This is a genomic window from Planomonospora antibiotica (assembly GCF_014647955.1).
Lineage (GTDB): Bacteria > Actinomycetota > Actinomycetes > Streptosporangiales > Streptosporangiaceae > Planomonospora > Planomonospora parontospora.
This window is the reverse complement of record NZ_BMQE01000019.1, coordinates 44,002-70,547: the sequence shown is the minus strand read 5'-3', so window position 1 is coordinate 70,547 and position 26,546 is coordinate 44,002. Positions and strand designations below refer to the sequence as shown.

Genomic DNA, 26,546 nt, shown 5'->3' with positions numbered 1-26,546 from the left:
ACGGCCCGATTCCCCCGCGGTCCGGCCACACCCCGCGACGGCGGCGGCCCCGCCCCCGGAGTCGTACCGGGGACGGGGCCGCTCGCCCGGGTGGGCCGCTCGGAGAGCGTTCCGGCCCGTGATCAGGAGCCGAACGTCGACCGGGTCTGGCCGGTCACCTGCTGGGCCTGCTCGCGGGCGTGGTCGCCGGTGGCCTTCGCCGCCTCGGCGGCCGTCTCCTTGACCTGGCGGCCGGCCTCCTGCGCGGCCTCCCTGGCCTCCTCGCCGAGGCGCTGGGCCGACTCCAGCACCGCGTCCTTGACCGGCGCGACCATCTCGCCGGCCTGGTCGCGGAGCTGCTCGGCGGCCCGCTGCTCGGCCTCGGTCTTCGGGATGAGGGTGGCCGCGAGCAGTCCCGCGCCGAAGGCGATCAGCCCGGCGGCCAGCGGGTTGCCCTGGGCCCCCCGCATCGCCTGCTCCGGCGCCCCCTTGACGGCCTCCGCGGCCTGCTGCGCACCCTGCTTGACGGTTCCGGCGGCCTCCACGGCGGTCTCCTTGATGGTCCCGGCGGCGTCGGCCGCCGTGTCGCGAACGGTTCCGGCGGCGTCGGCGGCCGTGTCCCGGACGGTCCCGGCGGCGCCCGCCGCCGTCCCGCGGACGCTGTGGGCGGCCTGTCCGGCCTGCTGCCGCACCTGGTGGGCGGCGTGCACCGGGGTGCCCATCACCCGCTCCCGGACCACCTGCATCCGCCGGCGCATCCGGCCGGTACGGCGCTGCACGATCCGCGCCGGGCTGGTCTTGTCCGCGAGCCGGTCCACGTCCGCCGCCAGCTCCGCCCGGGTGGCCGCGATCTCGGCCCTTATCTGGTCAGGTTCCGCGCCCATCGCGCATCCTCCTTGAGCGTTTCGATCGTCTGCTCGGGCTTGGGCGACACCTGCCGCAACCTGGCCTTGCCGGTCACGAACAGGGCCGCGCCGGCCCCCGCCCACAGGGCCGCGACGATGAGCGCGGCCCAGCCCAGGTCCATGACGTTGCCGAGGCCGAACATGACCGCCAGCGTCACCAGCAGCGCGACCATGTAGCCGGCGAATCCGGCTCCGCCGAGCAGGCCCGCGGCCTTGCCGGCCTTGGCGGCCTCCTGGCGGATCTCGGCCTTGGCCAGCTCCACCTCCTGGCGGAACAGCTTCGACAGGTCCTCCCCGATCTCACCTACCAGCTGCCCCAGCGAAGGCGGCTCGGGTTCGAGGGGCGAGCTCATCGCGGCTCACCGTCCCAGCCCGTCGGCGGAGGGGTGACGGGGGTCCCGGGGAAGCGCTCCTCCCCGAACGCCGGTTCGGATCCGGCCGTCCGGCCCGGGGTCGCGGGCGGGACGGGAGGCGTGACCGGTGCCGGCGGGACCGGCGGGATCGGGGTCGTCGGCGAGCCGGACGCGCCGGTACCCGCGGCGCCCCAGGTGCCCGCCGTACCGCCCGCCGTACCGTCCGCGGCGCCCCAGGTGCCCGCCGTACCGCCCGCCGTACCGTCCGCGGCGCCCCAGGTGCCCGCCGTACCGCCCGCCGTACCGTCCGCGGTGGCCGGGCCCCGGTCGCCCGCGCCGCTCCACGCGCCCGCCGTACCGGTTCCGGCGCCCGTCGGGCCGCCGGTGTCCGACGCGGCCTTGGCGATCCGGCCGACCAGGAATCCCGCGGCCAGCGCGCCGGCGAGGAACGCTCCAGGGCGGCGGCGCGCGAAGTTCTGGACCTCCTGCACCACGCCGGCCAGACCGTGCTCGTCCAGGTAGTCGGCCGCTCGCCGTCCTCCGTCGGCGACCTGCTGCACCACTCCGGAGACCGGGGAGTCGGGCTTGACCGCGTCGCCGACCGAGGCCAGTTCGTCGGCCCACTGCCGGATCCCCTGGGCGGCGCGCCTGCCCTGCTGCCGCGCCTGCTCGTTCGCGCGCTCACGCAGCTGGTCCGCCACGCGGCGGGCCTGCTCCTTGGCCTCTCCGGCCACCGCTCTCGTCTGCTCCTTGGCGGTGCCGGCCACCTCCCCGACAGCCGACCTGGTCTGCTGCGCGGCCTCTCTGGCCGTCTCGCGGAGCTCCCCGCCCTCTGCCGGGCGCTCCCCCGCCCTGGTTGGGTACTCGTTCACCGATGCCTCCAAAGGTCGTGCATCCTCGGTTGCCGCGGCCTCTGCCCATGTACCCTTCCGCCATACACAAACCCCTCGAAACAATTTCAAACCTCACTCATCCCGTTAATTCTTCTCATTCACCTCACACCCCCTGATTCCCCCAAGACCCCACCTGACCTGCGGCTTTTGCTCCAAGTCATCGTCAAGGTCGGTTTCCGGTGAGAATCCCGATTCCACCCCCGGGTACGGCCAGCGGAGTACGGACGGCATCGGTTCCGGTGCGTGATCGGGGGGTCCAGTGAAGACGGTTCGATGGGCGGTGGGCGGCGCCGCGCTCGTCCTGGCGTTCGGAATGGCGGCCTGCGGGAGCGCGAAGGAGGCGGGCGGCGGCGGCACCATGACCCCGGCCGGCACGTCCCCCGGCGCCACGGGCGGCACCGGGGCGTCGAGCTTCAAGATCGGCCTGCTGCTGCCGGAGTCGAAGACCGCGCGCTACGAGAAGTTCGACCGGCCGTACATCACGCAGGAGGTGGCGACGCTCTGCCCCACCTGCGAGGTCGTCTACGCCAACGCCAACCAGGACCCGAACCAGCAGCAGCAGCAGGTCGACTCGATGCTTACCAACAACGTCAAGGTGCTCATCCTCGACGCGGTGGACGCCAAGGCGATCGCCTCCTCGGTGGCGAAGGCCAAGCAGCAGGGCGCCAAGGTGGTCGCCTACGACCGGCTCGCCGGGGGCCCGGTCGACGCCTACACCTCCTTCGACAACGTCCAGGTCGGCAAGATGCAGGGCGAGGCGCTGCTCAACGCCCTCAAGGAGGGCGGCGACCCCAAGCGCGGCCCGATCGTGATGGTCAACGGCTCGCCCACCGACCCGAACGCGGGCGACTTCAAGAAGGGCGCCCACTCCGTCCTCGACGGGCAGGTGACCATCGGCAAGGAGTACGACACCCCCGACTGGAGCCCCGACCAGGCCAACACCCAGGCCGCCGGGGCGTTCACCGCGCTCGGCGCGGACAAGGTCATCGGGATCTACTCCGCCAACGACGGCATGGCGGGCGGCATCGCCCGCGCCATGCAGAACGCCGGGGTGCCCAAGGGGACCCCGCTGACCGGCCAGGACGCCGAACTCGCCGGCATCCAGCGCATCCTGCTCGGCACCCAGACGATGACCATCTACAAGCCGATCAAGCCCGAGGCGCAGAACGCCGCCCGGCTCGCCTTCGACCTCGGCTCCGGCAAGCCCGTGCAGGGCGCCACGACCGTGGACAACGGGAGCGGCTCCCCGATCCCCGCCCTGATCATCCAGCCGATCGTGGTCACCAGGGACAACATCAAGGACACGGTGGTCAAGGACGGCTTCTGGACGGTCGGGGAGATCTGCACCGCCGACGTCCAGGCCGCGTGCAAGGCCGCCGGGCTGTCATGACCGCCGCGAGCGGGGAACCGGTCCTCGCCGTCGAGGGGATCTCCAAGCGCTTCGGCGCCGTGCAGGCCCTGTCGGACGTCGACCTCGACGTCCACGCGGGCGAGGTGGTCGCCCTGGTCGGCGACAACGGCGCGGGCAAGTCCACCATCATCAAGGTGATCGCGGGCGTGGGCCCGGCCGACAGCGGCGAGATCCGCTGGGAGGGCCGGCCCGTCACGATCACCAGCCCCGGCGCGGCGCAGTCGCTCGGCATCGCGACCGTCTACCAGGACCTCGCCCTCTGCGACAACCTCGACGTGGTCGGCAACCTGTTCCTCGGCCGGGAGGTGGGCCGCCTCGGCGTGCTGGACGAGGTCGCGATGGAGAAGCGCTCCCGCGACCTGCTGCACACGCTCTCCATCAGGATCCCCAGCGTCCGCATCCCGGTGGCGTCCCTGTCCGGCGGCCAGCGGCAGACCGTGGCGATCTCCCGGTCGCTGCTGGGCGAGCCCAGGATCGTGATCCTGGACGAGCCGACCGCGGCCCTCGGCGTCGAGCAGACCGCCCAGGTCCTCGACCTGGTGGAACGGCTCCGCGGCCAGGGGCTCGGGGTGATCCTGATCAGTCACAACATGGTCGACGTGATGGCGGTCGCCGACCGCGTCGCCGTCCTGCGCCTGGGCCGCAACAACGGTTTCTTCGACACCGGGCGGACCACCCAGGAGGAGATCATCGCCGCGATCACCGGGGCGACCGACAACGTGGTCATGCGCCGCCGGGCCCGCACCGGCCGGGCCGGGGAGGATCCCGATGGCTGAGCGGGGAAAGCACCGGGCGGACGAGCCCGCGGGTCCGGCCGGACCGGCCGCCGAGGCCCAGTTCGACCCCCGGCTGCTCGTCCGGGAGAAGGGCGCGGCCGGATACGTCGAGGAGTTCAAACGCCGGGTCAGGGGCGGCGAGCTCGGCTCGCTGCCCGTCATCGTCGGCCTGGCCGTCATCTGGATCGTCTTCCAGAGCCTGAACAGCCAGTTCCTGTCCCCGCAGAACCTGTCCAACCTCAGCATCGACATCGTGGCGACCGGCCTCATCTCGGTCGGCATCGTCTTCGTGCTGCTGCTGGGGGAGATCGACCTGTCGGCGGGCGCGGTCAGCGGGGCGGGTGCGGCGGTGCTGGCCGTACTGCAGGTGAACAACGGCTGGCACCCGCTGGCGGCGATCGCCGCGGCCGTGGCGGTCGCCGCGCTGCTCGGGCTCGTCCACGGCGTGTTCTTCGCCGGGCTCGGCGTGCCGTCGTTCGTGGTCACGCTGGCCGGGATGCTCGCCTGGACCGGGTTCCAGCTCTGGGTGCTGGGGCCCAGCGGGACGATCAACCTGCCCTACGAGGGCCTGGTCGCCGGTCTCACCAGCACCTACTTCACCCAGCTCATCGCCGCGTACGGCCTGGCGGGCCTGGTCACGGCCGGGTTCTTCGCCGTCTCCGTCCTCGGCAACGCCCGCCGCCGCGCCGCGGGCATCCCCTCCCGGACGACGGCCGACATCATCCTGCGCACCCTGGTCCTGGCGTTCGTCGTGTTCGGCGTGGCCCACGTGCTCAACCAGTACAAGGGGCTGCCGCTGGCCCTGCTGATCTTCCTCGTGGTGGTGGTCGCCGCCGACTTCGTGCAGCGCCGTACCCGCTACGGGCGGAAGGTCTTCGCCGTCGGCGGCAACATCGAGGCGGCCCGGCGCGCGGGGATCAACGTGGCCGCGATCCGCGTCTCGGTGTTCATGATCTCCGGTGCGATGGCGGCCGTCGGCGGCGTCTTCGCGGCCTCCCGCATCGCCTCGGCCAGCCAGGCGACCGGTCAGAGCAACGTGCTGATGATGGCCATCGCGGCGGCGGTGATCGGCGGCACCAGCCTGTTCGGCGGGCGCGGGACGGCCTACTCGGCCCTGCTGGGCATGCTGGTCATCCAGTCGATCTCCTCCGGGATGGCGCTGCAGGGCGTGAGCAACTCGATCCAGTTCATGGTCACCGGAGCGGTGCTGCTGGCCGCGGTGGTGATCGACTCGCTCTCCCGGCGCAGCCAGAAGGCCTCCGGCCGCGCCTGATCGTCCTCTCCCGACGGGGTACGGTCTGCACATGTCTGAGCGCAGCATGCCGAACGACGCGGCGTCCTGGGTCTGCCCCCACGGGCAGGATGCCCGCCGCGGTTGCGTGACCTGCTACGAGGAGGCGTCGGCGCCCGGCCCCGGGACGCCCTCCTGGGAGGTCGCCGCGTGGTTCACCGCCCCCCGGCCGATCCCCATCAGGACCCTGCAGGACGTCCACCGGCACGGCCGCAGCTTCGCCATCGACCAGCCCTCCACCCCGCTCGTCTACCTGCTGACCGGCCGGACGTCCGCCCCCGACAGCGTGCAGGCCGTCGCGGGAGTGGTGGGGTTCCTGCTGCACAACCGCCACGTGGTCACCGGCTTCACCGTGACGGAGACGCGGGCCACCCTCCTGCCCCGCACCGACGCCGGCGGGACCCGCACGACGGACACCTGGCTCGACGCCCCCTGAGCCGCGGCGCGACCGCCGCGGCGGGTCCGTCAGGCGTTCGCCAGGTCCTCGGCGCTCCCCGTGTCCTCGGTGCTTCCCGTGTCCTCGGTGCTTCCCGTGTCCTCGGTGCTCCCGGTGAACCCGGCGCCCTCGATGCTCTTGATGTGTTCCAGGGGATCGGCGCCGTCGACGTCGAAGTACACGCGGATCGTGGTGCCGCCCTGCTCCGTGTGGACGCGGACCAGGTCGCTGAGGAGGTGCGTCACGAGCAGCCCGCGCGAGCCGAGCTGGTGGGTCGGGGTCGGGCGCCGGCCGGCGAGCGGGTCGGCGATGTGGCCGCCGTCGCTGATGTCGAACACCACCCGCTCACCCTCCTGCCAGACGCGCAGGGTCCCCGAACCGCCGCCGTAGTCGAGGCTGTTGGCCGCGAGTTCGCTGGCGATCAACCGCAGGTCCTCCAGGCGTTCGCCCGCCAGGCCGATCCTGGCGGCGTGCTCGGTGGCGAAGGCGCGGACCCGGCCCAGCGGGTCGTCGCCGAAACCCTGGCCGTAGTGCATCACCGCGGCGCCCTCCGGGGTGGGCAGTGGCCGGTTGCAGTCGCGCAGGACGCGCTCCAGCGCGTAGTGGGCGCTCGCCGACGCGCCGGAGCCGTCCACGAGGACGGGGTGGGTCATCCGCGCGTCCTCGATGACCTCGGGGGACAGCCCGGCGAGGTCGTAGGGGCACAGGATGGTGACGTCCCGGCCGGAGAACGCGAGGTTGATCAGCGCCTCGTGCTGGAGGCACGCCGGGTATTCGGCCGCCGAACGGCCCGGCCAGATCGGCTCGCCGATGATGCGGACGCGCCGGCCCGGGTGGAGGTCGGCGAAGGCCCGCAGCACGCCGGGGATGATGCGCCCGGGATTGCGCCCGGCCTCGCCCATGTCCAGCAGCCGCACCCCGGCCGCCGCCGGGCCCAGCGCCGCGCGGATCAGCTCCAGGTTCCCGCCCGGCACCGCCACCGCGACCGGGTCTCCCGCGGCCACGCCCTCCAGGACGAAGGGCACGGTCCCCGCGAGGTATTCGTCGGCGCCCCGGTAGAAGAGCGCCGGATGCTCGAAGGGCTCGGCGGTTGCGGACGGTGTGACGTTCATGGGCTCTCCACCACGACCGGAAGGCTGCCCGATCCGATCAGGGTCAGTACGGTTTTCAGTATGCGGGGCGGGTGATGCAGGAACATCCGTTTGCCAGCAGGGAGGGTGCCCGCCGCATCGGTGATCAACCATGTTCCCCGGACGTCGATGAATCCGAGCTCCGCCAGATAGAGGTGGACGTCCTCACCCCTGGAGGCCACCGCGGCCAGCGCCTCGCGCCACGCCGTCCTGGTCGTGCGGTCGATCTCGCCGATCACCTCGAGGCCGGAGAGGGGCTCGATCAGGTTGATCACGAGACCCGGCGGGGAGGACTGCCGGACAGGGGAGAGCGGCGGATCGGGCAGTGAGAGGCGGGGCGGGCCGTCCGGATTGGCCCTGGGCTGGATTGTCAAACGGACCACCCCGAAAATAGACAACCGACTGCTTCAACGTACCCGTTCTCCCTCCGGATGGGAAAAGGCGCCCCGGCCGCCTCCGAGGAAAGAAGCCCTGACCAGGGGGCGGACGGACCCGCTCATCCGCTCCGGGAACCGCTCATCCACTCCGGGTGGGGTTGCGAACTGCTTGTCGTTTCATCGAACCTCCTCAGGCGCTCTCAGGGTTCATCCGTGTCACCCCGCGGATCTCCACTTCCCATGGACAGCGCGTGACGATCCGACTACCATCGATCACATGTTCGATTCACTGCGCGGGGGAAGGACGCTGCTCCGGTGACATCACCGACCGCTCCCGCACCCACCCCGCCCGCGCACACCGCGCGGCCGGACCGGACCCGGCAGGGCTACCGGATCGAACTGGCGCCCACCCCCGCCCAGCGCACCCGGCTGGCCCAGCACGCCGGACTGGCCCGGGTCGCGGAGAACTTCTACCTGGAGAAGATCCGCGCCGCCCTGGACCAGCGCACGGCCGAGGCCACCTACGGCATCCCGGACGAGCAACTGACCCGGGTGCCCTGGACCGCCCCGGAACTGGAGACGCGCTGGCGGACCGAACGCGAGCACCGCTTCCCCTGGTTCACAGCCGAGAAGCTCTCCTCGCGGATCCCGAAGGAGGCCGCCCGCTGCCGCGCTGCCGCCCTGAAGAACTGGGCCGACTCCCGCACCGGCAGGCGCAAGGGACCGAAGGTGGGGTTCCCCACCTGGCGCAGGCGCCGCCACGGCCGCCGCTTCCGCTACGACGCCGACCGCGCCCATCCAATCGACACTCGTACCGTGGCGCTGCCCGGCATCGGCACCGTGGCCGTCCGGGAGGACATGACCTGGCTGACCAGCCGCCTGGAGAGCGGGCAGGCGCGGATCCTGGGCGCCACCGTGCGCGAGCAGGCCGGACGATGGTGGATCTCCTTGCAGATCGAGATCGACCGCACCGGCCTGAACACCGCCCGCACCGTCGACCCGCACGCACCCGCCTGCGGACTCGACCTGGGCCTGAAGGTCTTCGCCACCCTCACCGACGACGACGGCACCACCGAGGAGATCCACGCCCCCAAACCGTTGAAACGCTCCCTGAACAAACTCGCCCGCGCCAACCGCGCCCTGGCCCGCGCCCAGGACGGCAGCGCCAACCGGGCCAGGAAAGCCCGCACGGTGGCGGCCCTGCACCTGAAGATCGCCCATCAGCGCGCCGACTTCCTGCACCAGACCTCCAGCAGGCTCGCGAGAACCAAACGAGCCATCGCGATCGAGACCCTCAACATCGCGGGCATGGTAAGGAACCGGCGGCTGGCCCGCGCGATCTCCGACGCCGGCTGGGGCGAGTTCGCCCGCCAGCTGGCCTACAAGACCGGCTGGTACGGCGGGCACCTGCACGCGGCCGACCGCTGGTTCCCCTCCTCCAAGACCTGCTCGGCGTGCGGGCGGGTGCACCGGGGGCTGGCGCTGGCCGACCGCACCTGGAGGTGCGTCGGCTGCGAGACCGTGCACGACCGGGAGGTCAACGCCTCGGTGAACCTGCTGGCCGACATGCTGTCCACCCTCGATCCCGGCGGGGGACAGGCCACCGCCTGACCCCGATCGAAGACCATCTACGGACGTCGCCCGGAAGTTCCCCCCTTGAGGAGACGTGAAACGCCTGTGGAGACCGGGTGAGACCGTCGGGTGACCGGCGGCACCGGTCGGTGAAGCAGGAACAGGGAAAGAGAGCCACTGAGATTCTCTGAACGGAAGGATGCCTTACATGCGCATTCTGATCATCGGCGGCACCCGGTTCGTCGGCCGGCACATCACCGAGGCCGCGCTGGCGGCCGGGCACGACGTCTCCCTCCTGCACCGCGGCCGGACCGGCCCCGGCCTCTTCCCCGAGGCGGAGCACCTGCTCGCCGACCGCGACACCGGCCTCGCCGTCCTGGACGGCCGCGAGTGGGACGCGACGATCGACGTCAGCGCCTACCTGCCGTCCCAGATCGAGGCCCTGGCCGGCTCCGTCTCCACCGGCCGGTACGTCTTCGTCTCCACCACGGCCGTCTACGCCCGCGACCAGAAGCCGGGCTTCACCGAGGACTCCCCGCTCGCCGAGCTCGACGGCGACGGCCCGGTCCCGGACACCGTGACGGGCGAGACGTACGGCCCGCTGAAGGTCCTGTGCGAGCGGACCGCGAGCGGGCGGTTCGGCCCCGGCACGCTCGTCGTCCGCCCCACCTACGTGATCGGCCCGTACGACTACACCGGCCGCTTCACCTACTGGGTCAACCGCCTCGCCCGCGGCGGCGAGGTCCTGGCCCCCGGTGACCCGTCGGCTCCCATCCAGGTGATCGACGGGCGCGACATGGCCGCCTGGATCGTCGCCATGGCCGGGCGCGGCGACGGCGGCACCTTCCACGCGGTCAGCCCGCCCCCGCCGTTCACCTTCGGCGACATGCTTGAGGGGATCGCGGCCGAGGTCGCCCCGCCCGGCACCACGCTGACCTGGGTGGACACGGACTTCCTGCACGCCGCCGGTCAGGACGGCCGCTCGCTCCCGCTCTGGGGCGAGGGAGAGGACACCTCGATCAACACCGCCGACCCGTCCGCCGCCCGTGCCGCCGGCCTGGACCCGCGCCCCTTCCGGCAGTCGGTGCGGGAGATCCGCGGCTCCGAGGCGGACTTCTCCGTGGAGACCACCGTCGCCCCGGCCCGCGAGGCCGAGATCCTCGCCGCCTGGCACGCCCGGTAGCCGAACCGGGACCGGGACCGGGACCGGGACCGGGAATCCGCCCGGTGGCTCCACGCCTCGGGCGGATTCCCGGAGGGCCCGTCGCTCAGCCGGGACACGCGAGGCCGAGTGTTCGGCAGGTCCGCCGCCCGAAGGCTCTGGCCCGATCGTCGCCGGGGAGCGTCAACTGATCGGACCGATGTCTCGTCTTATGTTCATACGACGGTAGATCCGAGGATAATAGCGCTGAGCGAGCAAGGAGTAACCCAGCGTTTCACTGTTAACCGTCGGACACCGAGGTTATCTTGACGAGAAGCGAGCGCATCGAACACCGCATCGGGAAACCCGGAGGAGGTCATCATGGCAGTCCTGCACACGGAGGACCGGGAAGACGACTTCGTGATCATCGACCTGACTCACGAGGAGTACGTCCGGGCACGCCGGCAGGCACTCGACGAGCTGGGGCTCAGCTATGAGCAGCTTGCCGAGCAGGCCCGGAGGCGGGACTTCTCCTCACCCGACGCCCGCAGTCTCTGGCTCCGCATCAAGCCGGTCCGACCTCAGGAAGATCTTCAGTCTGGCGCGTGACTTCGCCTCGGACATCCAGCACGTCCTGAACGCCACCATCTGTAACAACGCGAGCATCAACGCGCAGCGGGACATCACTGACCCGAATATCATCGCCATCGGCAACCGGCTGACCGCGGCCTCCCTCCGCGGCGAGCTCGTGCCGATCTGCGCGCGCGGCAAGCCCACCGGATGGCTCAAGGTCGAATATCTCTGCGGCATCGACGATGCGGGCAAATACCTCATGGTCGTGAACGCTTTCGTCGGCGTCTACGCCGCCGACGAGACACGCACTCCCCTGTGCCATTTCGACTACGAACGCGATAAATCCGACGGTTACCCCGAGGCGCATGTCCAGGTGTACGGCGAGTCCAGCGCCCTGGCCACCTGGGGCGACCGCTTCACGGATCGCGGTCTTCACCGCCTGCACCTTCCGGCGGGTCACAGAAGGTTCCGCTGGATCCTTGAAGACGTCATCGAGTTCCTGGTCAGTGAAGGCCTGGCCGTCCCCCACAACGACACCTGGCGAGACGTCCTGAAGCCGGGTCGCAAGAAGTTCATGCAGAGCCAGCTCCGAGCGGCGATCCGCAACGACACGGAAACAGCGGTGCTCTACCTCAGCGAGTGCGACTACTCCATCCGTCCGCCCGAGACGGTACGCAGACGTTGACCGCCCCGCAGGACCGCACAGCCCTGGACGGTTCTGCCAGAATCGGCGGCATGCTGGAGATCCGTACGGTCGTGATGGGCGTCGGCGACATGCGGCGCGCGGTGGAGTTCTGGACCCGGGCGCTGGGCTACGTGCCCCGCGAGGGCGAGGCGCGCGACGACTGGACGGTGCTCGTCCCGGCCGGCGGCCACGGGGTCGCGGTGGCGCTCGACGTCAGCGCGACGCCCGCGCAGGAGCACCCGCGCGTGCACCTCGACCTCTACGCCCGCGACACCGCCGACCAGGCCGCCGAGGTCGAGCGGCTGGTCTCCCTGGGAGCCGAGCGGGTCGACTGGGACCTCTACCCCGAGGACCCCGACTTCGTCGTCCTCGCCGACCCCGAGGGCAACCGCTTCTGCGTCATCGACCCCACCCACTGACCCCGCCCGCCGGTCCCGACCGCTGATCCCCACCCTGCGGTCCCCGACCGGTGCCGCCTCTCCGGTCCTGCGCCTCCGGGACCGGCGCGGCCAGGGCCAGGTCCACGGCGCGCTCGACGTGGATGCGGGTGGAGTCGAACACCGGCACCGGGCTGTCCCGGCGGCCGACGAGCAGGGTGATCTCGGTGCAGCCGAGGATCACCCCCTCGGCCCCGCGGGCGGCCAGGTCCGCGATGACCCGCCGGTAGGCGTCGCGGGAGGCGTCCTCCACCCGCCCCCGGGTGAGCTCCTCATAGATGACGTCGTGCACCAGCGTGCGGCCGGGCTCGTCCGGGACCAGGACCTCGATCCCGTGCCCGCGCATCCGGTCGCGGTAGAACGCCATCTCCATGGTGAACCGGGTGCCGAGCAGTCCCACGGTGGTGAGCCCGGCGGCGGTGATCCGCTCGGCCGTCGCGTCGACGAGGTGCACGAACGGCACGGTGAGCGCGGCCTCCACCTCCGCCGCGACCCGGTGCATGGTGTTGGTGCAGAGCAGGACCAGCTCGGCCCCGCCGTCCTGCAGGGTCGCGGCCGCTCCGGCGAGCAGCCGCCCGGCCGCCTCCCAGTCGCCCGCCCGCTGCATCGCCTCGACCTCGGCGAAGTCCACCGTCAGCAGCAGGCTCCGGGCGCAGTGGTGGCCGCCCAGGCGGCGGCGGACCTCCTCGTTGAGCAGGCGGTAGTACTCCGCCGAGGACTCCCAGCTCATGCCGCCGATCAGGCCGATCGTTCTCATGGTCTCCGTCATGCACGCCATCCTGACCGGCGCGCGACCTCATAGGTAGACGTGTCCTCGTTGGCCGACCCCAAAGGAATACTTATACGTATGGCCCAGGGAATGGACGTCCACCGCCTCCTCGTCTTCCGGGAGATCGCCCGCGCCGGGTCCGTCGCGGGCGCGGCCCGTACCCTCGGCTGGACCCAGCCCGCCGTCAGCCAGCACCTGCGCCACCTGGAGCGGCAGGCCGGGACCGCCCTGGTGCTGCGCCGCCCGCGCGGCGTGCGGCTCACCGAGGCGGGCGAGGTGCTGCTCCGCCACGCCGACGCCATCGCCGTCCGGCTGCACGCCGCCGCCGACGACCTCGCCGCCCTGGTCCAGCTGCGGGAGGGCACCGTACGGCTGGCCGCCTTCCCCTCGGCGAGCGCCACGGTCGTCCCGGCCGCGATGAGCCTGCTGGGCCGCCGCCACCCCGGGGTGGACGTACGGCTCCGCGAGGCCGAGCCCCCCGAGGCGCTCGCCCTGCTCGCCGCCGGGGAGGCCGACCTGGCCGTGACGTTCGCGCACGCCGGGCAGGAGCCGGACGAGCAGCCCGGCCTGGTGCGGACGGCCGTCGGCGAGGACCCGGTCCTGCTGGTCCTGCCGCGCTCCCACCCGTGCGCCGCGGGCGGCGACGGGCCGGTGGACCTGCGGGAGCTGGCGGCGGAGAAGTGGATCGCGGGCTGCGAGCGGTGCGCGGCGAGCCTGCTGCGGACCTGCCGGGAGGCCGGGTTCACCCCCGACGTACGGCACGGCACCGACGACTACGTGGTCACCCAGGCGCTGATCGCCCGCGGCCTGGGCATCGGGCTGCTGCCCCGGCTCGCCCTGGAGGCCTTCACCGCCCCCGGCGTCGCCGTCCGCCCGGCCGCCGGACTGCTCCCCCGGACCCTGCACCTGGTGCATCCCCGCGAGGCCGACCAGATCCCGGCGGTCCGCGCCGCCGTACGGGCCCTGCGCGACACGCTCCGCGCCGGGCCGGTCCCCGTCGACGGGGCGGCGGCTCGACGGTGCAATTCGTCATGACATGCCGTACTCGTGCCGTCAGAATGAGGCAGATGACGACCTCCGATCTCCCCCGTGCCGCGTTCGCCCCTTCTGTCACCGTGTCGGGACTCGGCCTGCACCTGCGCGACTGGGTCGACGAGGACCTGCCGGCGATGGCCGCGCTCTTCGACGAGCCGCAGGTGGACCGCTGGACCCCGCTCCGCTCGCCGTTCACCCTGGAGACCGCGCGGGCCTACCTCGCGCGCGCCCGGGAGGGCCGCGCCGCCGGGCTCCGCCTCCAGCTGGCGGTCACCGAGGACGGCGGGGCCCCGCTGGGCGAGGTGCTGCTCTTCCGCGCCTCCCCGGACGAGCGCGACGCGGAGCTCGGCTACGCGATCGGCGCCGCGCACCGGCGGCGGGGCCTGGCGACCCGGGCCGTCCGGCTGATGACCGGCTACGCCTACGGCACCCTGGCGATGGACCGCGTGCTGCTGCGCATCGCCCCGGACAACGAGGCCAGCGCTGCGGTCGCGCGGGCCGCGGGCTTCCGCCTCACCGGCGACGAGCCCGTCGTCCGGGACCGCGGCGACGGCACCGTCTCCCTGCTCACCTGGTGCCACGACCGCGGCTCCGAGTGACGGCGGCGGGCTCCGCCGGACCGCGGCGGTGCCGACCGCTCAGTAGGTTGAAGGTTCAGGACGGTTCGAAGGTTCGAGGCGGCCCGAAGGTTCGAGGCGGCCCGAAGGTTCGAGGCCCCGCAACCGAGCTCAGGAGTGGCCACCGATGCAGCCCGATCGCCCGCTTCCGGCCCTGACCCGGGCCGAGCAGGACTTCCTCGATCACTACCTGCGGATCCTCGAACTCCTGGGCCGGATCAACCCGGCCTCCGCCGAGTACACCTATGCGGGGGTCACCGCCGCGCAGGCGCTGGCGGCGGAGGCCGCCAAGCTGCGTGATGCGCTCACGCTGATGTACGACAGGGCGGAGAAGGAGATCCACCGCGAGCCCCTCGTCCGGGCGCTGCGGATCCTGGGCGCGGAGGACCGCCTCCGCAGGCTCGCCCTCCCGGGTCCGGAGCCGGACCGGGGACCCGCCTGATCCACCGGCCGTCCCGCCCGGCTCGGGAGGATCGTCCCGCCCGGCTCGGGAGGATCGTCCCGCCCGGCTCGGGAGGATCGTTCCACCCGGGGAGGAGCCCTCCCGGGACAGGCCGCCCGCGTCCCTCAGGGCGGCATGTCACACGCCCCTCCGGGACAGAGACCGCCCCGCGCCCTGGCAGGACCCGGAGCCGGGGCGGAGACCGCCCCGCGCCCTCAGGGCAGGATCCGGAGCCGGGGGCGGCGGCAGACCAGCACGCGGGCGGGCGGCACGTTCCGCCACACCGTACGGCTCACGACGATCTCGTCGAACCGCTCGTGCAGGCGCTGACGGAACTCCCTGGCGGCCGGGAAGAGGCTCGACGGATGCGCGGAGATGGTGGCGAACGCCGCCTCCGGCCGTATCACGGCGCAGATCTGGTCCAGGATCCGCTCCTGCTGGGACCCGTCGAACAGGGTCCACGGCAGCGCGCTGACCACCGCGTCCACCTCCCCGGCGCCGACGCCCGCCGCGTCGAGCAGCCTCCGCAGGTCGGCCGCGTCGCCCTGGACGACGTCGATCCCGGGCCGGGTGGCCCGCAGGTGCTCGGCCAGGTCCCGGTCGAGCTCGACGGCGAGATGGCGGCTCCCGGGCCGGAGCCGGTCCTGGACGGCGTCGCTGACCGGACCCGTTCCGGCGCCGAGCTCGACCACGACGGCCTCGCGCGTGCTGGGCGTGATCGTGGCCAGCAGGCGGGCCACGCGCGCGCCGGTGGGCGCCATGGCCCCGATGGTGGAGGGCCGCTGCACGGCGGCGCCCATGAACGCCCGCACGTCGCCGGCACGCGTCGCGCGGCGCTCCTCCTCACCGGTGGACGGGACCGGCGTGAGATGTCGGGCGGCCGGAGAAGGGGGCGTGGTGAACGTCATACGGCATGTCCCTCGGCAGTCGGGTGGAGAGGCGGCGGCCCGCGCCACCGCCCTTACGGTGCTCCCCTGCCCAGCGGCGGCCGGTGTACTCGACCGTCTCGGGCGACGGCCCGCATACTGCGGTCAACCTCAATGACACGGCGGACCTGCGTCGGCCAGTCTTGGCGTCATGGACACCACCACCTCCCTGGGCGACCTCGTGCGCCGGGCCGCCGAACGGCTCGCCGCCAAGCGACGCGGGGCCGTCGCGGTCGGCGCGGTCCTCGGCGAGGAGACCGCGACGCACGGCGCCGACCCGGGCACCCTGTTCGAGATCGGCTCGATCAGCAAGACCTTCACCTCCCTGGCCCTGGCCCGGCTGGCCGTACGCGGCGAGGTCGCCCTCGACCAGCCGCTGCGCGACCTGCTGCCCGAGGGCACCGCCGTACCGCGCCGCGACGGCGGGGAGATCGAGCTGGTCCACCTGGCCTGCCACACCTCGGGCCTGCCCAAACTGCCCAGAGGGCTGCTGCCGCGCGGGCTGTTCAGCTCCGACCCCTACGCCGGCTGCACGCCCGGGATGCTGCTGGAGGGGCTGGGCCGTACCCGGCTGCGCTCGGCGCCGGGGCGCCGCTTCCGCTACTCCAACCTCGGCGCCGGCCTGCTCGGCCTGGCCCTGGCCCGCCGCGCCGGCGGCGGTGCGGGCTCCGGCGCCGACTACGACGAGCTCGTCCAGGCGGAGATCTGCCGCCCGCTCGGCATGGCCGACACCGGAGTGGTCCTCGACGCCGGCCGCACCGCCCGGCTGGCCCCCGGCCACTCCCGCCTGGGCAGGCCCCGCCCCCGCTGGAACCTGGCCGCGCTCGCCGGAGCGGGCGGCCTGCACTCCACCGTGCCCGATCTGCTCCGGTTCGCACGCACCCAGTTCGGCGACGCGCCGGACGGGCTCGCCGAGGCCGTGGCCCTCACCCACTCCACCGGCCACCGCATCACCGGCGGCGCGACGGTCCGCCCCGGCTGGATCGAGCTGCGGCAGCCCCCCGGCCGGGGCGAGCACCGGACCCTGTTCCACAACGGCGGCACCGGCGGCTACCGCTCCCTGCTGGCGGTCTCCCCCGAGCGCCGGGCCGCGGTCGTCGTGCTCAGCGCCGACGCGCGGTCGCCCGACCGCGTCGGCATGGACCTGCTCGCCGAGCTGGCCGCCCGCTGACGGGCCCGTCACCCCCCGCCGTCCGCCGACGGGCCGCGGCACCCTGCGGCCGTCCGCGGACGAGCTCCACCGCCCTCCGGCCGCCCCGCTGACGGGCTCCACCGACCCCGGGGTGGCTCCGGGACGGCCGGTCGGGCAGCGGCCGGGACTCCGGGACGGCCGGTCGAGCAGCGATCGGGGACGTCCGCGCCGGCGTCCCCGCGGCGCGGCACCGGCGATCCCACGCCCCGAACCGGAATGGCGGAGGAGCTCACACGATCCGGGCGGTGCGCGCCCCGATGAAGGGCAGCAGGCGTTCCGCCTCCGCGAGCACCGCTCCGGGGTCGGCGAGCGGCCGGAACGGAGAGACGAGCACGGCCCCGTCCTCCAGCGCCCACGTGCCGCCGACGAAGCCGTCCACGAGGAACGCCGGGACGCCGCCCGAGGCCGCCGGAGCGATGCGCCTGCGGTCCTCCTCGCTGATCACCCGTGTACGGTCCCGGTGCCCGAGCAGGACGTTGTCGAACGCGGGCAGGAACCGTACCGGGGCCGGCAGGTCGGCGTCCGCGAGCGTCGCCTCCGGCACGTCGAACAGCTCCCTGCCGTCCTCGTCCCGGTGGACGCGCAGGCGCGGCCGGAGCCCCTCCACCACCTCGCGCAGGCGGGTCACCCCGGCCCAGGCCTGCACGTCCATGACGCTCGCCGGCCCGAACGCCGCCAGATAGCGCACGACCATCGTCTCGAGCCGCCGCTCCGGGGCCATCGGGACGCCCGTCCACTCCTCCGCGAGGGCCACCTCGATCGAGGAGCGGTTCCGCCACGCTCCCCAGACACCGGCCGACGGGCCGTGGACGAGCGGCTCCAGGAGCTCCACCGCGTCGGCGAGCCGGCGCGCGTGACGTCCGGGGAACCGCTCGCCGAGCGACCGGCCGAGTTCGCCCCGCGTCAGCGTCCGGCCGCGGAGCACCTCCCTGCCGGTCCGCGCCAGCTCGTCGAGATCGACCCCCTCGATCTCCTGCGCGTAGTAGGAGTGCCGCAGGGCGGCGCCGACGACGGGCTCGACCGCGGGCCGCAGCCAGGCGAAGTCGTGGGCGCACACCAGGTGCACGGTCCTGCGGATCGCCGTCGAACGCACCACGGCGCGATCGTGGATCAGCGCCTCCAGCTGCTCGTGCCGGAAGCCGTCGATGCGCGTCCACAGCCCGACGTACGGCCAGTTGGGCTCCTGCCCCTGTACGGCGACCAGATGCCGGAGCACGTCCAGGGGAGCGCGGGAGGTACGGGCCAGCAGGAACTGCCGGTCGAGGAGGGTGCGGTTGAGGACGCGCCGGGAGATGATCAATGGTCCGCCTTCGGGAGGGTTGCGGCGTTTCACCGATGATCTCATCGACGCCGTTCCCGAAGGCCCAGGCGGCGCGCAGGCCCAGGCGGCACGGAGGCCCAGGCGGCACGGAGGCTCAGGCGGCGCGGAACACGACGGTCGTGGTGAACGTCGTGCCGTCGACCTGCAGCACGTAGCAACCGGGCCCGCCGACCGTCGTCGTCCCCGGCAGATCGCTCGTCGGAGAAGCGAGCTCGGCGTAGTGGCCGCCGTGGCGCTGCTCACCGATGTAGGAGAACCTGCTGCTCGCGGTGCCCTCCCCGTCGATCCGGGCGGCCCGGACGAGGACCGGTCCACTGTATCCCGCGCCGATCCAGCGGACCTTCTTCACGTAGGAGCCGTCGGGCCCGCGGTCGTCGGGGCGCAGTTCCAGGACGGTGCCGGCCCTGAAGTAGTCGGCGACCGGGTACACCGGCCCGTCGCCGAGAACCGCCGTCGCCACGCCGGGGCCGGACCACCGGCGCGGGGCGGTGGTGGGGCATCCGCCCCCCGCCGGGATGCGGGGGATCCGGAGCGCCCGGGGTGTCAACGTCGCCGAGGGCGTCGAGGCCGACGGCGGTGGAGCCGGTGAAGCGGCCGGATCCCGCGGCGGCGGATCGTCGCAGGCCGCCACGGCCAGCGCGAGCAGAACGAGTGCTGCCGCCCGCTTCGGTGCCTTCATGGGAGCTACTATCGCCCAGAACATCCAGGTTGTCGCCGTCAGCGGAGGACGATGGCCCGCCCGACCGCCCGACCGACCGTCCGACCGACCGGCCGCTGCCCGAGGTGCCCTTCCCAGCCGGCGATGCGGACCGGACTGGTCAACACGGTCGGAGGCCAGGCCGTCGGCGTCAGTCTCCGGCCGCGCGCTCGCGTTCGGCGTTGATGCGCAGCGCCTCGGCGAGCTGGTCTTCCAAGACGATGATCCGGCAGGCGGCTTCCACGGGGGTGCCCTGGTCGACGAGTTCCCGGGCGCGCGCGGCCAGGCGCAGCTGGTAGCGGGAGTAGCGGCGGTGGCCGCCGCTGGAGCGTTTCGGCTCGATCAGGCGGGCGGCGCCCAGAGCCCGCAGGAACGTCGGGGTGACGCCGAGCATCTCGGCGGCCGCGCCCATGCTGTAGGCGGGGTAGTCCTCATCGTCGAACCGGTCTTCGGCCGCGGGTCCGGCCGTATCCGTGATCTTGCCGCGAGCGAGCGTGTCACCCTCGGCAGCCGAGCGACGTTGATCCATGCGTTCCTTTCTCACCACGCGTACAGGGGCCCCGGCGCCTGTTGCGCCGGGGCCCCGAAGAGTTCAACACCATCTACCGGCCTACCGGCCGGCTCACCGTTGTGCGCATCCGCCGTACTGAGCGGCGATGATGCGCGGATCGCGGATGCGTGACCGTAGACCACCTTCCAATCCCGTGGAACTGCGGTACCCGCGCGGCGACACTCAGCCGGCGACGGGCGATCCCGATGGCGTCAACACTCCTTTCATCTCTTCCGGTATTACTCGTCCGGCTTCACCTTCGGCAGCGCGTCCACGCTCTGGGCCCCTTACCACTGCACCGGCCCGTCACGTCCGACCTTCTGCCGTCAACCTTCGACTTCAGCGTGCTCCGGGCAGTTCGTCGTAATGCCGATAACCACTTCTGCTGCCCGGTGGATCCGTTCCTTGCTACGTCAGAAACCATAGCTCCCACAGTGGCGAATGTCTACTGCGGCGACGACAGATTTTCCGCACGGGGCATGGCAGCCTTTCGGCGGCACGCAGGCGGACCCCGAGACGGCACGCCGTCTGGAGCCGCCCATCCCGACCGGGAGCGGCCCCCGGCTCCTTTCCGTCGCATGCCGTACGGCGGCGGCTTCAGCCCGTCGTCGCGAAGCCGTGCAGCAGGGACCGGACGACCTCGTCGGGATCGGGGAGGTCGAGGCCGAGCAGGCCCCGGTAGGCCACGAGCCCGGCGAACAGATCGGTCAGCAGCCACAGGTCGCCGTCGGGGCGGAGTTCGCCGCGCTCGATCGCCCGCTCGTAGACCACCCAGGACCGGGCCATCCGGTCGCGCATGCTCGTGCGGACCAGGTCGGCCACCACCGGGTCGCGGCCGGTCTCGCCCAGGACCTGGCGGCTCAGTGCGGCGAGCCGGTCGTCCCGCCAGACGGCCAGCGTGTCGGCGACCACCTGCCGCAGGTCGCCGGCGAGCGAGCCGGTGTCGGGGATGGCCACCTGGACGTCGAGCACCTGGGTCAGCGCGTCCAGCAGCAGGTCGCGCTTGGTCGGGTAACGGCGGAACACGCTGGCGCGGCCCACCCCGGCGTGCGCGGCCACCTCGTCCATCGTCATCTCCAGTCCGCGCTGGAGCAGCAGTTCCAGTACGGCGGCGCGGATCTTCGCGTCGACGGCCGGGTCCGGCCGGCGGCCTCGGGGGGACGGAGATGTCGACATATATGATACTTTCGATATCAGATACTTTGAGTATCAAAATTGAGGTGGCGTGATGAGAGTACTGGTAGCCGGTGCGGGCGTCGCCGGACTCGCCGCCGCGCGCGGCCTGGTCAGGGCGGGGCACGAGGTCGAGGTGCACGAGCGGGCGCCCGCGCTGCGCACGGTGGGCGGGTCGGTGACGCTCTGGAGCGGGAGCACCGGGATCCTGCGCGACCTCGGGGTCGACCTGACCGGCGTCGGGCGGCGCATCGACACGATGGAGTCGTGGTCGTCCGGTGGACGGCCGCTGGTCACCGTCGACATCGCCGCCGTGGCCCGCCGCTACGGCACGCCGAACGTGCACCTGCCCCGGCAGCGGCTGGTCGAGCGCCTCGCCGACGGCCTGCCCGAGGGCACGCTGCGCTTCGGCTCCGCCTGCACGCGGGTGGACCCCGAGCGGGGCGGGCTCGCCTTCGTCGGCGGGAGCACGGCGCTCGGTGACGTCGTGGTCGGCGCGGACGGGCGCTCCTCGGTGGTGCGCGACCACCTGTGGGGCGCCGATCCCGCCCGGCTCACCGAGTGGGTCACCTGGCAGGGCTTCATCAGGCGCCCGTTCGACCTCGTCTCGTCCCACCGGGCCATCATGATCGTCGGACGGGAGGGGCTCTGCGGCCTGATCCCCGCGGGCGAGGGGCTGCTGCTGTGGTGGTTCGACCACCGGGTCGACCACCGCGAGCCGCCGCCCGCCTCCCCCGCCGAGGCCCTGGCCGAACGCTTCGGGAGCTGGGCCGCGCCCGTCCCCGAGGTGCTCGCCGCGATCGACGGGATCGACCGCTTCACCCACCACCGCCACCGCGTGCCGAAGGTCTGGGGCCGCGGTCGCGCGACGCTCGCCGGGGACGCCGCGCACTCCATGCCCCCGACGATGGCCCAGGGCGCGAACCAGGCCCTGGAGGACGGCTGGACGCTGGCCCGCGAGCTGGACGGCGCCGGCCCGGTGACCGAACGGCTGCGCCGCTACGAGCGGATCCGATCCCGCCACGCCGCCCGGGCCGCCGACCTGGCGGCCACCGAGCAGACCGACAGGTACCGGCCGCCGGCCCTGATGCGGCTGCTCCCCGACCGGCTGGTCACCGCGGGCTACACCGCCTGGCTCCGCCGCGTCAGCACCTACCTGAGCACCACCGCCTGACCAGGCCGGTGCGGCGCCGCCCTCATCCGCGGGGCTCCTCCCCGGTGAAGCCGCGCAGCTCCGGGCTGAGCACGGCCGCGGCGGCGGTCAGGCCGAGCAGCCCGCCCAGCACGACGAGCGCCGCCGCGCCGCCCAGCGCCGCCGCCAGCGCCCCGCCGAGGACCGCCACGACGGCCGGCAGCAGCCTGCCGGGCGGCAGGAGCCTGCTGATCCGGCCCGACAGCAGCGACCCGACCAGGCCGCCGACGCCGAGGCCGGCCAGGACCGCGCCGGTGACGAACGCGTCGCCGCCGCGCTCGCCGACGAGCACGATCAGCGGGATCAGGAACGCCCCGCCCAGCAGGTTGAGGACCATCACCGCCGCGGTGACCTCCCGCAGACCCTTCCGGCGCCACAGCCAGGCGACGGCCTCACCCGCCTCCCGGCACAGCAGGCCGCCGAGCGGGGGGCCGATCAACCCGGTGGCGTGGGTGCGGGCCTCCTCCTGCGCGTAGGCGGCGTGCAGCTGGCCCGGCGGGACGATCCCGCGGATCGCCGTGGCCTGGGCGGGTCCGATGAACGCGGCGCACAGCCCGTCGAGCACCGCCAGCGCGACGAAGTGCCAGGCCTGCGCCCGGCCGGTGAGGATCAGCGCCGCCAGCAGCACCGAGACGACCGTCTGGCACCCCTGAGCGGTGACCAGCGTGCGGCGGCGGTCCCACCGGTCCACCCACACGCCGGCGGGCAGCTGGACCGCGACGAAGGCGACGGTACGGGCACCGGCGACGACGCCCGCCAGCCCCGGCGAGCCGGTGAGCGCCAGCACCAGCAGCGGCATGGCGAGCCGGGTGAGCTCCGATCCCAGCTGGGAGACCGCGCTGCCGAGCCACAGCAGTTGGAAGCGCACGTTCCTGCGCAGCGGGACGATGTCGGTCACGAAATGTCTTCCTCGGCTTCCGGAACGCCGTTCGCCCGGCCGGGGGCGCGCTTCCGGCCAGAGGGTTCCGCACCGACGGGCTGTCCGGCGCGGAGTCCATGATGCCCGCCGGGCCACATGGCTTCGGCATCCGCGCCTTCCCGAGAGCTCCGTCGGCGTTGTCGGCGCCTACCTCGGCGGCACCATCTGGTCAACGGGCGAGATCGTCAAATCGCGGACGCTCGACCGGCCGAGTGAATCGGCACCCGGCTCGTCAGGCGTGACGTCGCCGGGGAACTCACGAGGTTCAAGCATGAGCCCGGCGAGGACATCGCCATCGTCGGCAGCTCAAAGCCGACCGCGAGCGTCCCGCGGATGGACTCCTCGACGAACTGCGGATCACGGTGAATCCGGTCGTGCTCGGAGGCGGCGCCCCGCTCTTCGGGGACGCGGTCGGCCGGATCGACCTGGAACTGCTCAACACCAGGACCTTCGGCTCCGGAAACGTCCTGCATTCCTACCAACCCGACCCCTCGTAGTGCATTTTGGCCACTTTTACCCAATTCCCATTTGCTCGTGATTATTGCGCCAATACAGTTATCCTTAGTTCCCGATCAAGGAGGTCTCCTCCTGGAATCACGTGAGCAGGAGGCACCTATTCGTGGACGGCGCACCCGTTGTCGGCCTGTACGACTCGCTGGTCACGCTCCAGCTCGCCCAACGTGCGGCCTCCTGGAGCGATTCCGGTCATCTCGTTGAGATCTCCCAAGTCGACAAGGAAGAGGTGGCCCACCTACTTGGCCGGTTCATCGGTGAGGCCGCGTCTCGGGCACTGGCCGCGCTCAAGAACCCCGACGAGCAGGTGGCACTGGCCAACCGGTTGCTGCAGCAGCTGACCGAGCCCGAAGCCGTGGAGAGCGGCCCGAAGAGACTGCTGTCGGTCGTCAAGGACGTCCCCGGTGCGGAATCGCCTCGCCGCCCGCTGACCTCGCTGTCGGAAGCGGCGCTGCTCACCAACGCCCGGGAAGATCCGAACCTGGCCCACGAGCTGGTGACCGAGCTGGCCAGCGCCGACCGGGTGGATCTGCTGTGCGCCTTCGTCAAGTGGTCCGGGCTGCGCATCCTGGAGCGGTCGCTCACCGAGCTGCGTCGCCGGGGTGTGCCGCTGCGCGTCATCACCACCACCTACATGGGCGCGACCGAACGGCGTGCGCTGGACCGACTGGTGCGTGACTTCGGAGCCGAAGTCCGGATCAGCTACGAACAGAACTCGACCCGCCTGCACGCCAAGGCCTGGCTGCTGCGTCGCCGTACCGGGTTCGACACCGCATACGTCGGCAGTTCCAACCTCTCACGCGCCGCACTGCTGGACGGCCTGGAGTGGAACGTCCGCCTGTCGTCGGTGACCACACCCCGGTTGCTGGACAAGTTCGAGGGCACCTTCGACTCCTACTGGAACCGGCCGCAGTTCGAACCGTACGACCCGGAGACCGACGGCGATCGCCTCGACGAGGCGCTGGCCCGTTCGAAGGCCGGTGAACGGCTCTTCGACATCCCCGCACTGGTCCCGCATCCGTTCCCGCACCAGCGGGAGATGCTGGAGGACCTCGACGTCGAGCGGACCGTGCACGACCGGCACCGCAATCTGCTGGTCGCCGCAACAGGGACCGGCAAGACGGTGGTGGCCGCCTTCGACTACCGCAACCTGCAGCAGCGTCTCGGCCGCCAGCCCTCGCTGCTGTTCGTCGCGCACCGCAGGGAGATCCTCAATCAGGCGTTGCGGACCTACCGGCAGGTTCTGGCCGTGCCCGACTTCGGTGAGCTGCACGTCGGCGACGAGCGGTCCAGGCACTGGCGACACGTGTTCGCCTCGGTCCAGTCGCTCACCTCCCGCGGCATCGACACCTTCGATCCCAATCACTTCGACGTGGTGGTCATCGACGAGTTCCACCACGCGGCGGCCCGCACCTACCGGTCGATCATCGACCACCTCAAGCCGAAGGAACTGCTCGGGCTCACCGCCACCCCCGAGCGCGCCGACGGCACCTGGGTCCAGGACGAGTTCTTCGACCGGCGCATCGCCTCCGAGCTGCGGCTGTGGGACGCGTTGGACGCCGATCTGCTCTGCCCGTTCCACTACTTCGGGATCAACGACGAGACCGACCTCAGCGGGGTGAAGTGGTCGCGGGGTTCCTACGACAGTCGCGCGCTCGACGACGTGCTCACCGGTGACACCGCCCGTGCCCGGCTGGTGTTCAACGCGCTCCTGGACAAGGTCAGCGACCTGGCCGCGGTCCGCGGGCTGGGCTTCTGCGTCTCGGTACGGCATGCGCGCTTCATGGCCGACTTCTTCACCGACGCCGGCCTGAAGTCCCTGGCGGTGGACGGGACGACCGACGACGCCGACCGCAGGGCGGCCCTGACCGCCCTGCGCGAAGGGGAGATCGCCTTCCTGTTCGCGGTGGACCTGTTCAACGAGGGTCTGGACATCCCCGACGTCAACACGCTGCTCTTGCTCCGCCCCACCGAGAGCGCGACCGTCTTCCTCCAGCAGCTCGGCCGCGGGCTGCGCCGTACCCCCGATAAGGACGTGCTGACCGTCCTGGACTTCGTCGGCCAGCACCGCAAGGAATACCGGTTCGGGAACCGGTTCCAGGCGCTGACCGGATTCACCCGCGGGCGCTTGAAGGGGCAGGTGGACGGTGACTTCCCGCTGCTTCCGTCGGGCTGCCAGATCGTCCTGGACCGAGTCACCAAGGACCGCCTGCTCGCCGAGCTCAAGACCCATCTCAGCGTCACCGTCAACACGATCACCCAGGAGATCCGGTCCTGCGCGGAGTCCTCCCTCTCCGGTTATCTCGAAGCGACCGGACGCGACATCGGCGACCTCTACCGGAACAATCACTATTGGACCGGGCTGCTGCGCCGGAGCGGTCTCCTCGACGGTGTCACCTCTCCCATGGAAGAAACGCTCGGCCGCCGGGTGCGCGCTCTGCTCCACGTGGACGACCGCCGCCGAGCCGAGGCGTACGTCCGGCTGCTGCGGCCCGACGGTCCGCGCTACGACGACTGCTCACCGGTCGACCAGGCGTTCGCCCGAATGCTGTTCTTCTCGTTCTGGCGCGACGGCGGCGGCTTCGGCTCCTACGACGAAGCGCTCGCCCGGCTGCGCGCGGAGCCCGCGCTACGCGAGGAGATCCAGCAGGTCCTCACCTACGGCGTCGAGCGCCCCCGGCACGTGGCCAAGCCGCTTCCCGAGTCGTTGGAGCGGATCCCTCTGGCGGTCAACGCCCGTTATTCGGCCGACGAGATCCTCGCCGCCCTCGGCTGGGCGAAGCTGGGCGGATCCGTGCCGTCGACCATGCGTGAAGGCGTCGCCTGGAGCCCCGCCACCCGCTGCGACGCGCTTCTCGTCACCCTGAACAAGAACGAGAAGGAGTTCTCACCGCAGACCATGTACCGGGACTTCGCGCTCACCCCGACCTTGTTCCACTGGGAGTCCCAGAACCGCACCAGCGCGACATCAGCGACCGGCCTGCGCTACCAGAACCACGAGCGCGAGGGCAGCCACATCATGCTGTTCACCCGGGAGCGCACGGAGAACGAGAACCGCCATCCCGAACCGTTCGTCTTCCACGGCACCGCACGCTATGTGGAACACCAGGGCGAGCGCCCCATGGCCGTCACCTGGAAGCTCGACGAGGAGATGCCCGCCGACCTGTTCCGCCGCGCCGCCATCGCGGGGTGAGGAGGACCGTCCGGTCTATCGGTGAGTACCCAGCCACAGCTGATCGGC

Annotated in this window: 26 protein-coding genes and 1 pseudogene; 15 read left to right on the top strand and 12 right to left on the bottom strand. The window is 72.3% G+C overall.

What is annotated here, in order from left to right:
• Window positions 1-122: 122 nt before the first annotated feature.
• From IEZ06_RS18725 to IEZ06_RS18715, 3 genes are read right to left on the bottom strand one after another with little or no spacing between them, the layout of a single operon-like run.
• Window positions 123-863 (bottom strand): DUF3618 domain-containing protein, encoded by a 741-nt coding sequence (locus IEZ06_RS18725; RefSeq protein ID WP_189237993.1) that lies wholly within the window; start codon window positions 861-863, stop codon window positions 123-125.
• Window positions 839-1,237 carry a phage holin family protein gene (locus IEZ06_RS18720; protein WP_189237992.1) on the bottom strand — a complete coding sequence of 133 codons (399 nt, stop codon included), beginning with the start codon at window positions 1,235-1,237 and terminating at the stop codon, window positions 839-841. The genes IEZ06_RS18725 and IEZ06_RS18720 overlap by 25 nt, the downstream gene beginning before the upstream one ends.
• Complete coding sequence (locus tag IEZ06_RS18715) at window positions 1,234-2,109, bottom strand: ATP synthase subunit B family protein (RefSeq protein WP_189237991.1); 876 nt, start codon at window positions 2,107-2,109, stop codon at window positions 1,234-1,236. The genes IEZ06_RS18720 and IEZ06_RS18715 overlap by 4 nt, the downstream gene beginning before the upstream one ends.
• 280 nt (window positions 2,110-2,389) lie before the next feature.
• On the opposite strand from IEZ06_RS18715, the gene IEZ06_RS18710 reads away from it, so the two are divergent.
• From IEZ06_RS18710 to IEZ06_RS18695, 4 genes are read left to right on the top strand one after another with little or no spacing between them, the layout of a single operon-like run.
• Window positions 2,390-3,520 carry a sugar ABC transporter substrate-binding protein gene (locus IEZ06_RS18710; RefSeq protein WP_229798341.1) on the top strand — a complete coding sequence of 377 codons (1,131 nt, stop codon included), beginning with the start codon at window positions 2,390-2,392 and terminating at the stop codon, window positions 3,518-3,520.
• Complete coding sequence (locus IEZ06_RS18705) at window positions 3,517-4,317, top strand: ATP-binding cassette domain-containing protein (RefSeq protein ID WP_189237990.1); 801 nt, start codon at window positions 3,517-3,519, stop codon at window positions 4,315-4,317. Before IEZ06_RS18710 ends, IEZ06_RS18705 begins: the two co-directional genes overlap by 4 nt.
• Window positions 4,310-5,590 (top strand): sugar ABC transporter permease, encoded by a 1,281-nt coding sequence (locus IEZ06_RS18700; RefSeq protein WP_189237989.1) that lies wholly within the window; start codon window positions 4,310-4,312, stop codon window positions 5,588-5,590. The genes IEZ06_RS18705 and IEZ06_RS18700 overlap by 8 nt, the downstream gene beginning before the upstream one ends.
• Window positions 5,591-5,621: 31 nt before the next feature.
• Entirely contained in the window at window positions 5,622-6,044 is a 423-nt protein-coding gene (locus IEZ06_RS18695) for a hypothetical protein (RefSeq protein ID WP_189237988.1), read from the top strand.
• A 29-nt stretch (window positions 6,045-6,073) separates the two neighbouring features.
• On the opposite strand, the gene IEZ06_RS18690 is transcribed toward IEZ06_RS18695, so the two are convergent.
• Together IEZ06_RS18690 and IEZ06_RS18685 are read right to left on the bottom strand one after the other, a co-directional pair.
• The gene (locus IEZ06_RS18690; RefSeq protein ID WP_189237987.1) at window positions 6,074-7,156 is read right to left on the bottom strand and encodes an anti-sigma factor RsbA family regulatory protein; all 1,083 of its coding nucleotides are present in this window, start codon (window positions 7,154-7,156) and stop codon (window positions 6,074-6,076) included.
• The gene (locus IEZ06_RS18685; RefSeq protein ID WP_189237986.1) at window positions 7,153-7,449 is read right to left on the bottom strand and encodes an STAS domain-containing protein; all 297 of its coding nucleotides are present in this window, start codon (window positions 7,447-7,449) and stop codon (window positions 7,153-7,155) included. Before IEZ06_RS18685 ends, IEZ06_RS18690 begins: the two co-directional genes overlap by 4 nt.
• Window positions 7,450-7,866: 417 nt before the next feature.
• Here IEZ06_RS18685 and IEZ06_RS18680 point away from each other — a divergent pair, with 417 nt between their 5' ends.
• From IEZ06_RS18680 to IEZ06_RS18665, 4 genes are all read left to right on the top strand, one after another.
• Window positions 7,867-9,162: an RNA-guided endonuclease TnpB family protein gene (locus IEZ06_RS18680; protein WP_229798339.1), complete on the top strand. Its 1,296-nt coding sequence runs from the start codon at window positions 7,867-7,869 to the stop codon at window positions 9,160-9,162.
• Window positions 9,163-9,331: 169 nt separating this feature from the next.
• Entirely contained in the window at window positions 9,332-10,306 is a 975-nt protein-coding gene (locus IEZ06_RS18675; RefSeq protein WP_189237985.1) for an NAD-dependent epimerase/dehydratase family protein, read from the top strand.
• 451 nt (window positions 10,307-10,757) lie between these two features.
• Complete coding sequence (locus tag IEZ06_RS18670; RefSeq protein ID WP_189237984.1) at window positions 10,758-11,522, top strand: hypothetical protein; 765 nt, start codon at window positions 10,758-10,760, stop codon at window positions 11,520-11,522.
• A gap of 50 nt (window positions 11,523-11,572) precedes the next feature.
• Entirely contained in the window at window positions 11,573-11,941 is a 369-nt protein-coding gene (locus IEZ06_RS18665) for a VOC family protein (protein ID WP_189237983.1), read from the top strand.
• Here IEZ06_RS18665 and IEZ06_RS18660 read toward each other — a convergent pair.
• On the bottom strand, window positions 11,922-12,728 hold the full coding sequence (locus IEZ06_RS18660; protein ID WP_229798337.1) for an aspartate/glutamate racemase family protein: 807 nt from the start codon (window positions 12,726-12,728) through the stop codon (window positions 11,922-11,924). The genes IEZ06_RS18665 and IEZ06_RS18660 overlap by 20 nt on opposite strands.
• Window positions 12,729-12,806: 78 nt before the next feature.
• Here IEZ06_RS18660 and IEZ06_RS18655 point away from each other — a divergent pair, with 78 nt between their 5' ends.
• From IEZ06_RS18655 to IEZ06_RS18645, 3 genes are all read left to right on the top strand, one after another.
• The gene (locus IEZ06_RS18655) at window positions 12,807-13,763 is read left to right on the top strand and encodes a LysR substrate-binding domain-containing protein (RefSeq protein WP_203872010.1); all 957 of its coding nucleotides are present in this window, start codon (window positions 12,807-12,809) and stop codon (window positions 13,761-13,763) included.
• Between the two features lie 32 nt (window positions 13,764-13,795).
• Complete coding sequence (locus tag IEZ06_RS18650; protein ID WP_189237982.1) at window positions 13,796-14,362, top strand: GNAT family N-acetyltransferase; 567 nt, start codon at window positions 13,796-13,798, stop codon at window positions 14,360-14,362.
• Window positions 14,363-14,507: 145 nt separating this feature from the next.
• Window positions 14,508-14,822 (top strand): hypothetical protein, encoded by a 315-nt coding sequence (locus IEZ06_RS18645; protein WP_068902220.1) that lies wholly within the window; start codon window positions 14,508-14,510, stop codon window positions 14,820-14,822.
• A gap of 215 nt (window positions 14,823-15,037) precedes the next feature.
• Here the strand turns inward: IEZ06_RS18645 and IEZ06_RS18640 are convergent, their stop codons facing one another.
• Complete coding sequence (locus IEZ06_RS18640) at window positions 15,038-15,730, bottom strand: class I SAM-dependent methyltransferase (RefSeq protein WP_189237981.1); 693 nt, start codon at window positions 15,728-15,730, stop codon at window positions 15,038-15,040.
• Window positions 15,731-15,899: 169 nt separating this feature from the next.
• On the opposite strand from IEZ06_RS18640, the gene IEZ06_RS18635 reads away from it, so the two are divergent.
• On the top strand, window positions 15,900-16,919 hold the full coding sequence (locus IEZ06_RS18635) for a serine hydrolase domain-containing protein (protein ID WP_189237980.1): 1,020 nt from the start codon (window positions 15,900-15,902) through the stop codon (window positions 16,917-16,919).
• Window positions 16,920-17,169: 250 nt separating this feature from the next.
• Here IEZ06_RS18635 and IEZ06_RS18630 read toward each other — a convergent pair whose 3' ends face one another.
• The 4 genes from IEZ06_RS18630 to IEZ06_RS18615 form a co-directional block, all read right to left on the bottom strand.
• On the bottom strand, window positions 17,170-18,240 hold the full coding sequence (locus IEZ06_RS18630) for a winged helix DNA-binding domain-containing protein (RefSeq protein ID WP_229798334.1): 1,071 nt from the start codon (window positions 18,238-18,240) through the stop codon (window positions 17,170-17,172).
• 115 nt (window positions 18,241-18,355) lie between these two features.
• The gene (locus tag IEZ06_RS18625; protein ID WP_189237978.1) at window positions 18,356-18,940 is read right to left on the bottom strand and encodes a hypothetical protein; all 585 of its coding nucleotides are present in this window, start codon (window positions 18,938-18,940) and stop codon (window positions 18,356-18,358) included.
• A gap of 169 nt (window positions 18,941-19,109) precedes the next feature.
• Window positions 19,110-19,370 carry a helix-turn-helix domain-containing protein gene (locus IEZ06_RS18620; protein WP_229798359.1) on the bottom strand — a complete coding sequence of 87 codons (261 nt, stop codon included), beginning with the start codon at window positions 19,368-19,370 and terminating at the stop codon, window positions 19,110-19,112.
• 735 nt (window positions 19,371-20,105) lie between these two features.
• The gene (locus IEZ06_RS18615; RefSeq protein ID WP_189237976.1) at window positions 20,106-20,684 is read right to left on the bottom strand and encodes a TetR/AcrR family transcriptional regulator; all 579 of its coding nucleotides are present in this window, start codon (window positions 20,682-20,684) and stop codon (window positions 20,106-20,108) included.
• A gap of 52 nt (window positions 20,685-20,736) precedes the next feature.
• Between IEZ06_RS18615 and IEZ06_RS18610 the strand changes: the two genes are divergently transcribed.
• A complete protein-coding gene (locus IEZ06_RS18610; RefSeq protein WP_189237975.1) occupies window positions 20,737-21,855 on the top strand; it encodes an FAD-dependent monooxygenase in 1,119 nt (372 codons plus the stop codon).
• A gap of 22 nt (window positions 21,856-21,877) precedes the next feature.
• Here the strand turns inward: IEZ06_RS18610 and IEZ06_RS18605 are convergent, their stop codons facing one another.
• On the bottom strand, window positions 21,878-22,771 hold the full coding sequence (locus IEZ06_RS18605) for an MFS transporter (RefSeq protein WP_189237974.1): 894 nt from the start codon (window positions 22,769-22,771) through the stop codon (window positions 21,878-21,880).
• Window positions 22,772-23,136: 365 nt separating this feature from the next.
• On the opposite strand from IEZ06_RS18605, the pseudogene IEZ06_RS18600 reads away from it, so the two are divergent.
• Together IEZ06_RS18600 and IEZ06_RS18595 are read left to right on the top strand one after the other, a co-directional pair.
• Window positions 23,137-23,289: pseudogene (locus IEZ06_RS18600) on the top strand (dihydrofolate reductase family protein); the annotation flags it as partial.
• 122 nt (window positions 23,290-23,411) lie between these two features.
• Entirely contained in the window at window positions 23,412-26,498 is a 3,087-nt protein-coding gene (locus IEZ06_RS18595) for a DEAD/DEAH box helicase (protein WP_189237972.1), read from the top strand.
• Window positions 26,499-26,546: the final 48 nt, after the last annotated feature.

What these genes read in the sequence shown, in the direction of transcription:
- IEZ06_RS18610 (WP_189237975.1), top strand. Translation starts at nt 20,737, where the DNA reads ATGAGAGTACTGGTAGCCGGTGCGGGCGTCGCCGGACTCGCCGCCGCG.
- IEZ06_RS18660 (WP_229798337.1), bottom strand. Translation starts at nt 12,728, where the DNA reads ATGACGGAGACCATGAGAACGATCGGCCTGATCGGCGGCATGAGCTGG.
- IEZ06_RS18675 (WP_189237985.1), top strand. Translation starts at nt 9,332, where the DNA reads ATGCGCATTCTGATCATCGGCGGCACCCGGTTCGTCGGCCGGCACATC.
- IEZ06_RS18635 (WP_189237980.1), top strand. Translation starts at nt 15,900, where the DNA reads ATGGACACCACCACCTCCCTGGGCGACCTCGTGCGCCGGGCCGCCGAA.
- IEZ06_RS18665 (WP_189237983.1), top strand. Translation starts at nt 11,573, where the DNA reads ATGCTGGAGATCCGTACGGTCGTGATGGGCGTCGGCGACATGCGGCGC.
- IEZ06_RS18645 (WP_068902220.1), top strand. Translation starts at nt 14,508, where the DNA reads ATGCAGCCCGATCGCCCGCTTCCGGCCCTGACCCGGGCCGAGCAGGAC.
- IEZ06_RS18655 (WP_203872010.1), top strand. Translation starts at nt 12,807, where the DNA reads ATGGCCCAGGGAATGGACGTCCACCGCCTCCTCGTCTTCCGGGAGATC.
- IEZ06_RS18625 (WP_189237978.1), bottom strand. Translation starts at nt 18,940, where the DNA reads ATGAAGGCACCGAAGCGGGCGGCAGCACTCGTTCTGCTCGCGCTGGCC.
- IEZ06_RS18705 (WP_189237990.1), top strand. Translation starts at nt 3,517, where the DNA reads ATGACCGCCGCGAGCGGGGAACCGGTCCTCGCCGTCGAGGGGATCTCC.
- IEZ06_RS18720 (WP_189237992.1), bottom strand. Translation starts at nt 1,237, where the DNA reads ATGAGCTCGCCCCTCGAACCCGAGCCGCCTTCGCTGGGGCAGCTGGTA.
- IEZ06_RS18690 (WP_189237987.1), bottom strand. Translation starts at nt 7,156, where the DNA reads ATGAACGTCACACCGTCCGCAACCGCCGAGCCCTTCGAGCATCCGGCG.
- IEZ06_RS18670 (WP_189237984.1), top strand. Translation starts at nt 10,758, where the DNA reads ATGAGCAGCTTGCCGAGCAGGCCCGGAGGCGGGACTTCTCCTCACCCG.
- IEZ06_RS18725 (WP_189237993.1), bottom strand. Translation starts at nt 863, where the DNA reads ATGGGCGCGGAACCTGACCAGATAAGGGCCGAGATCGCGGCCACCCGG.
- IEZ06_RS18700 (WP_189237989.1), top strand. Translation starts at nt 4,310, where the DNA reads ATGGCTGAGCGGGGAAAGCACCGGGCGGACGAGCCCGCGGGTCCGGCC.
- IEZ06_RS18615 (WP_189237976.1), bottom strand. Translation starts at nt 20,684, where the DNA reads ATGTCGACATCTCCGTCCCCCCGAGGCCGCCGGCCGGACCCGGCCGTC.
- IEZ06_RS18695 (WP_189237988.1), top strand. Translation starts at nt 5,622, where the DNA reads ATGTCTGAGCGCAGCATGCCGAACGACGCGGCGTCCTGGGTCTGCCCC.
- IEZ06_RS18620 (WP_229798359.1), bottom strand. Translation starts at nt 19,370, where the DNA reads ATGGGCGCGGCCGCCGAGATGCTCGGCGTCACCCCGACGTTCCTGCGG.
- IEZ06_RS18650 (WP_189237982.1), top strand. Translation starts at nt 13,796, where the DNA reads ATGACGACCTCCGATCTCCCCCGTGCCGCGTTCGCCCCTTCTGTCACC.
- IEZ06_RS18640 (WP_189237981.1), bottom strand. Translation starts at nt 15,730, where the DNA reads ATGACGTTCACCACGCCCCCTTCTCCGGCCGCCCGACATCTCACGCCG.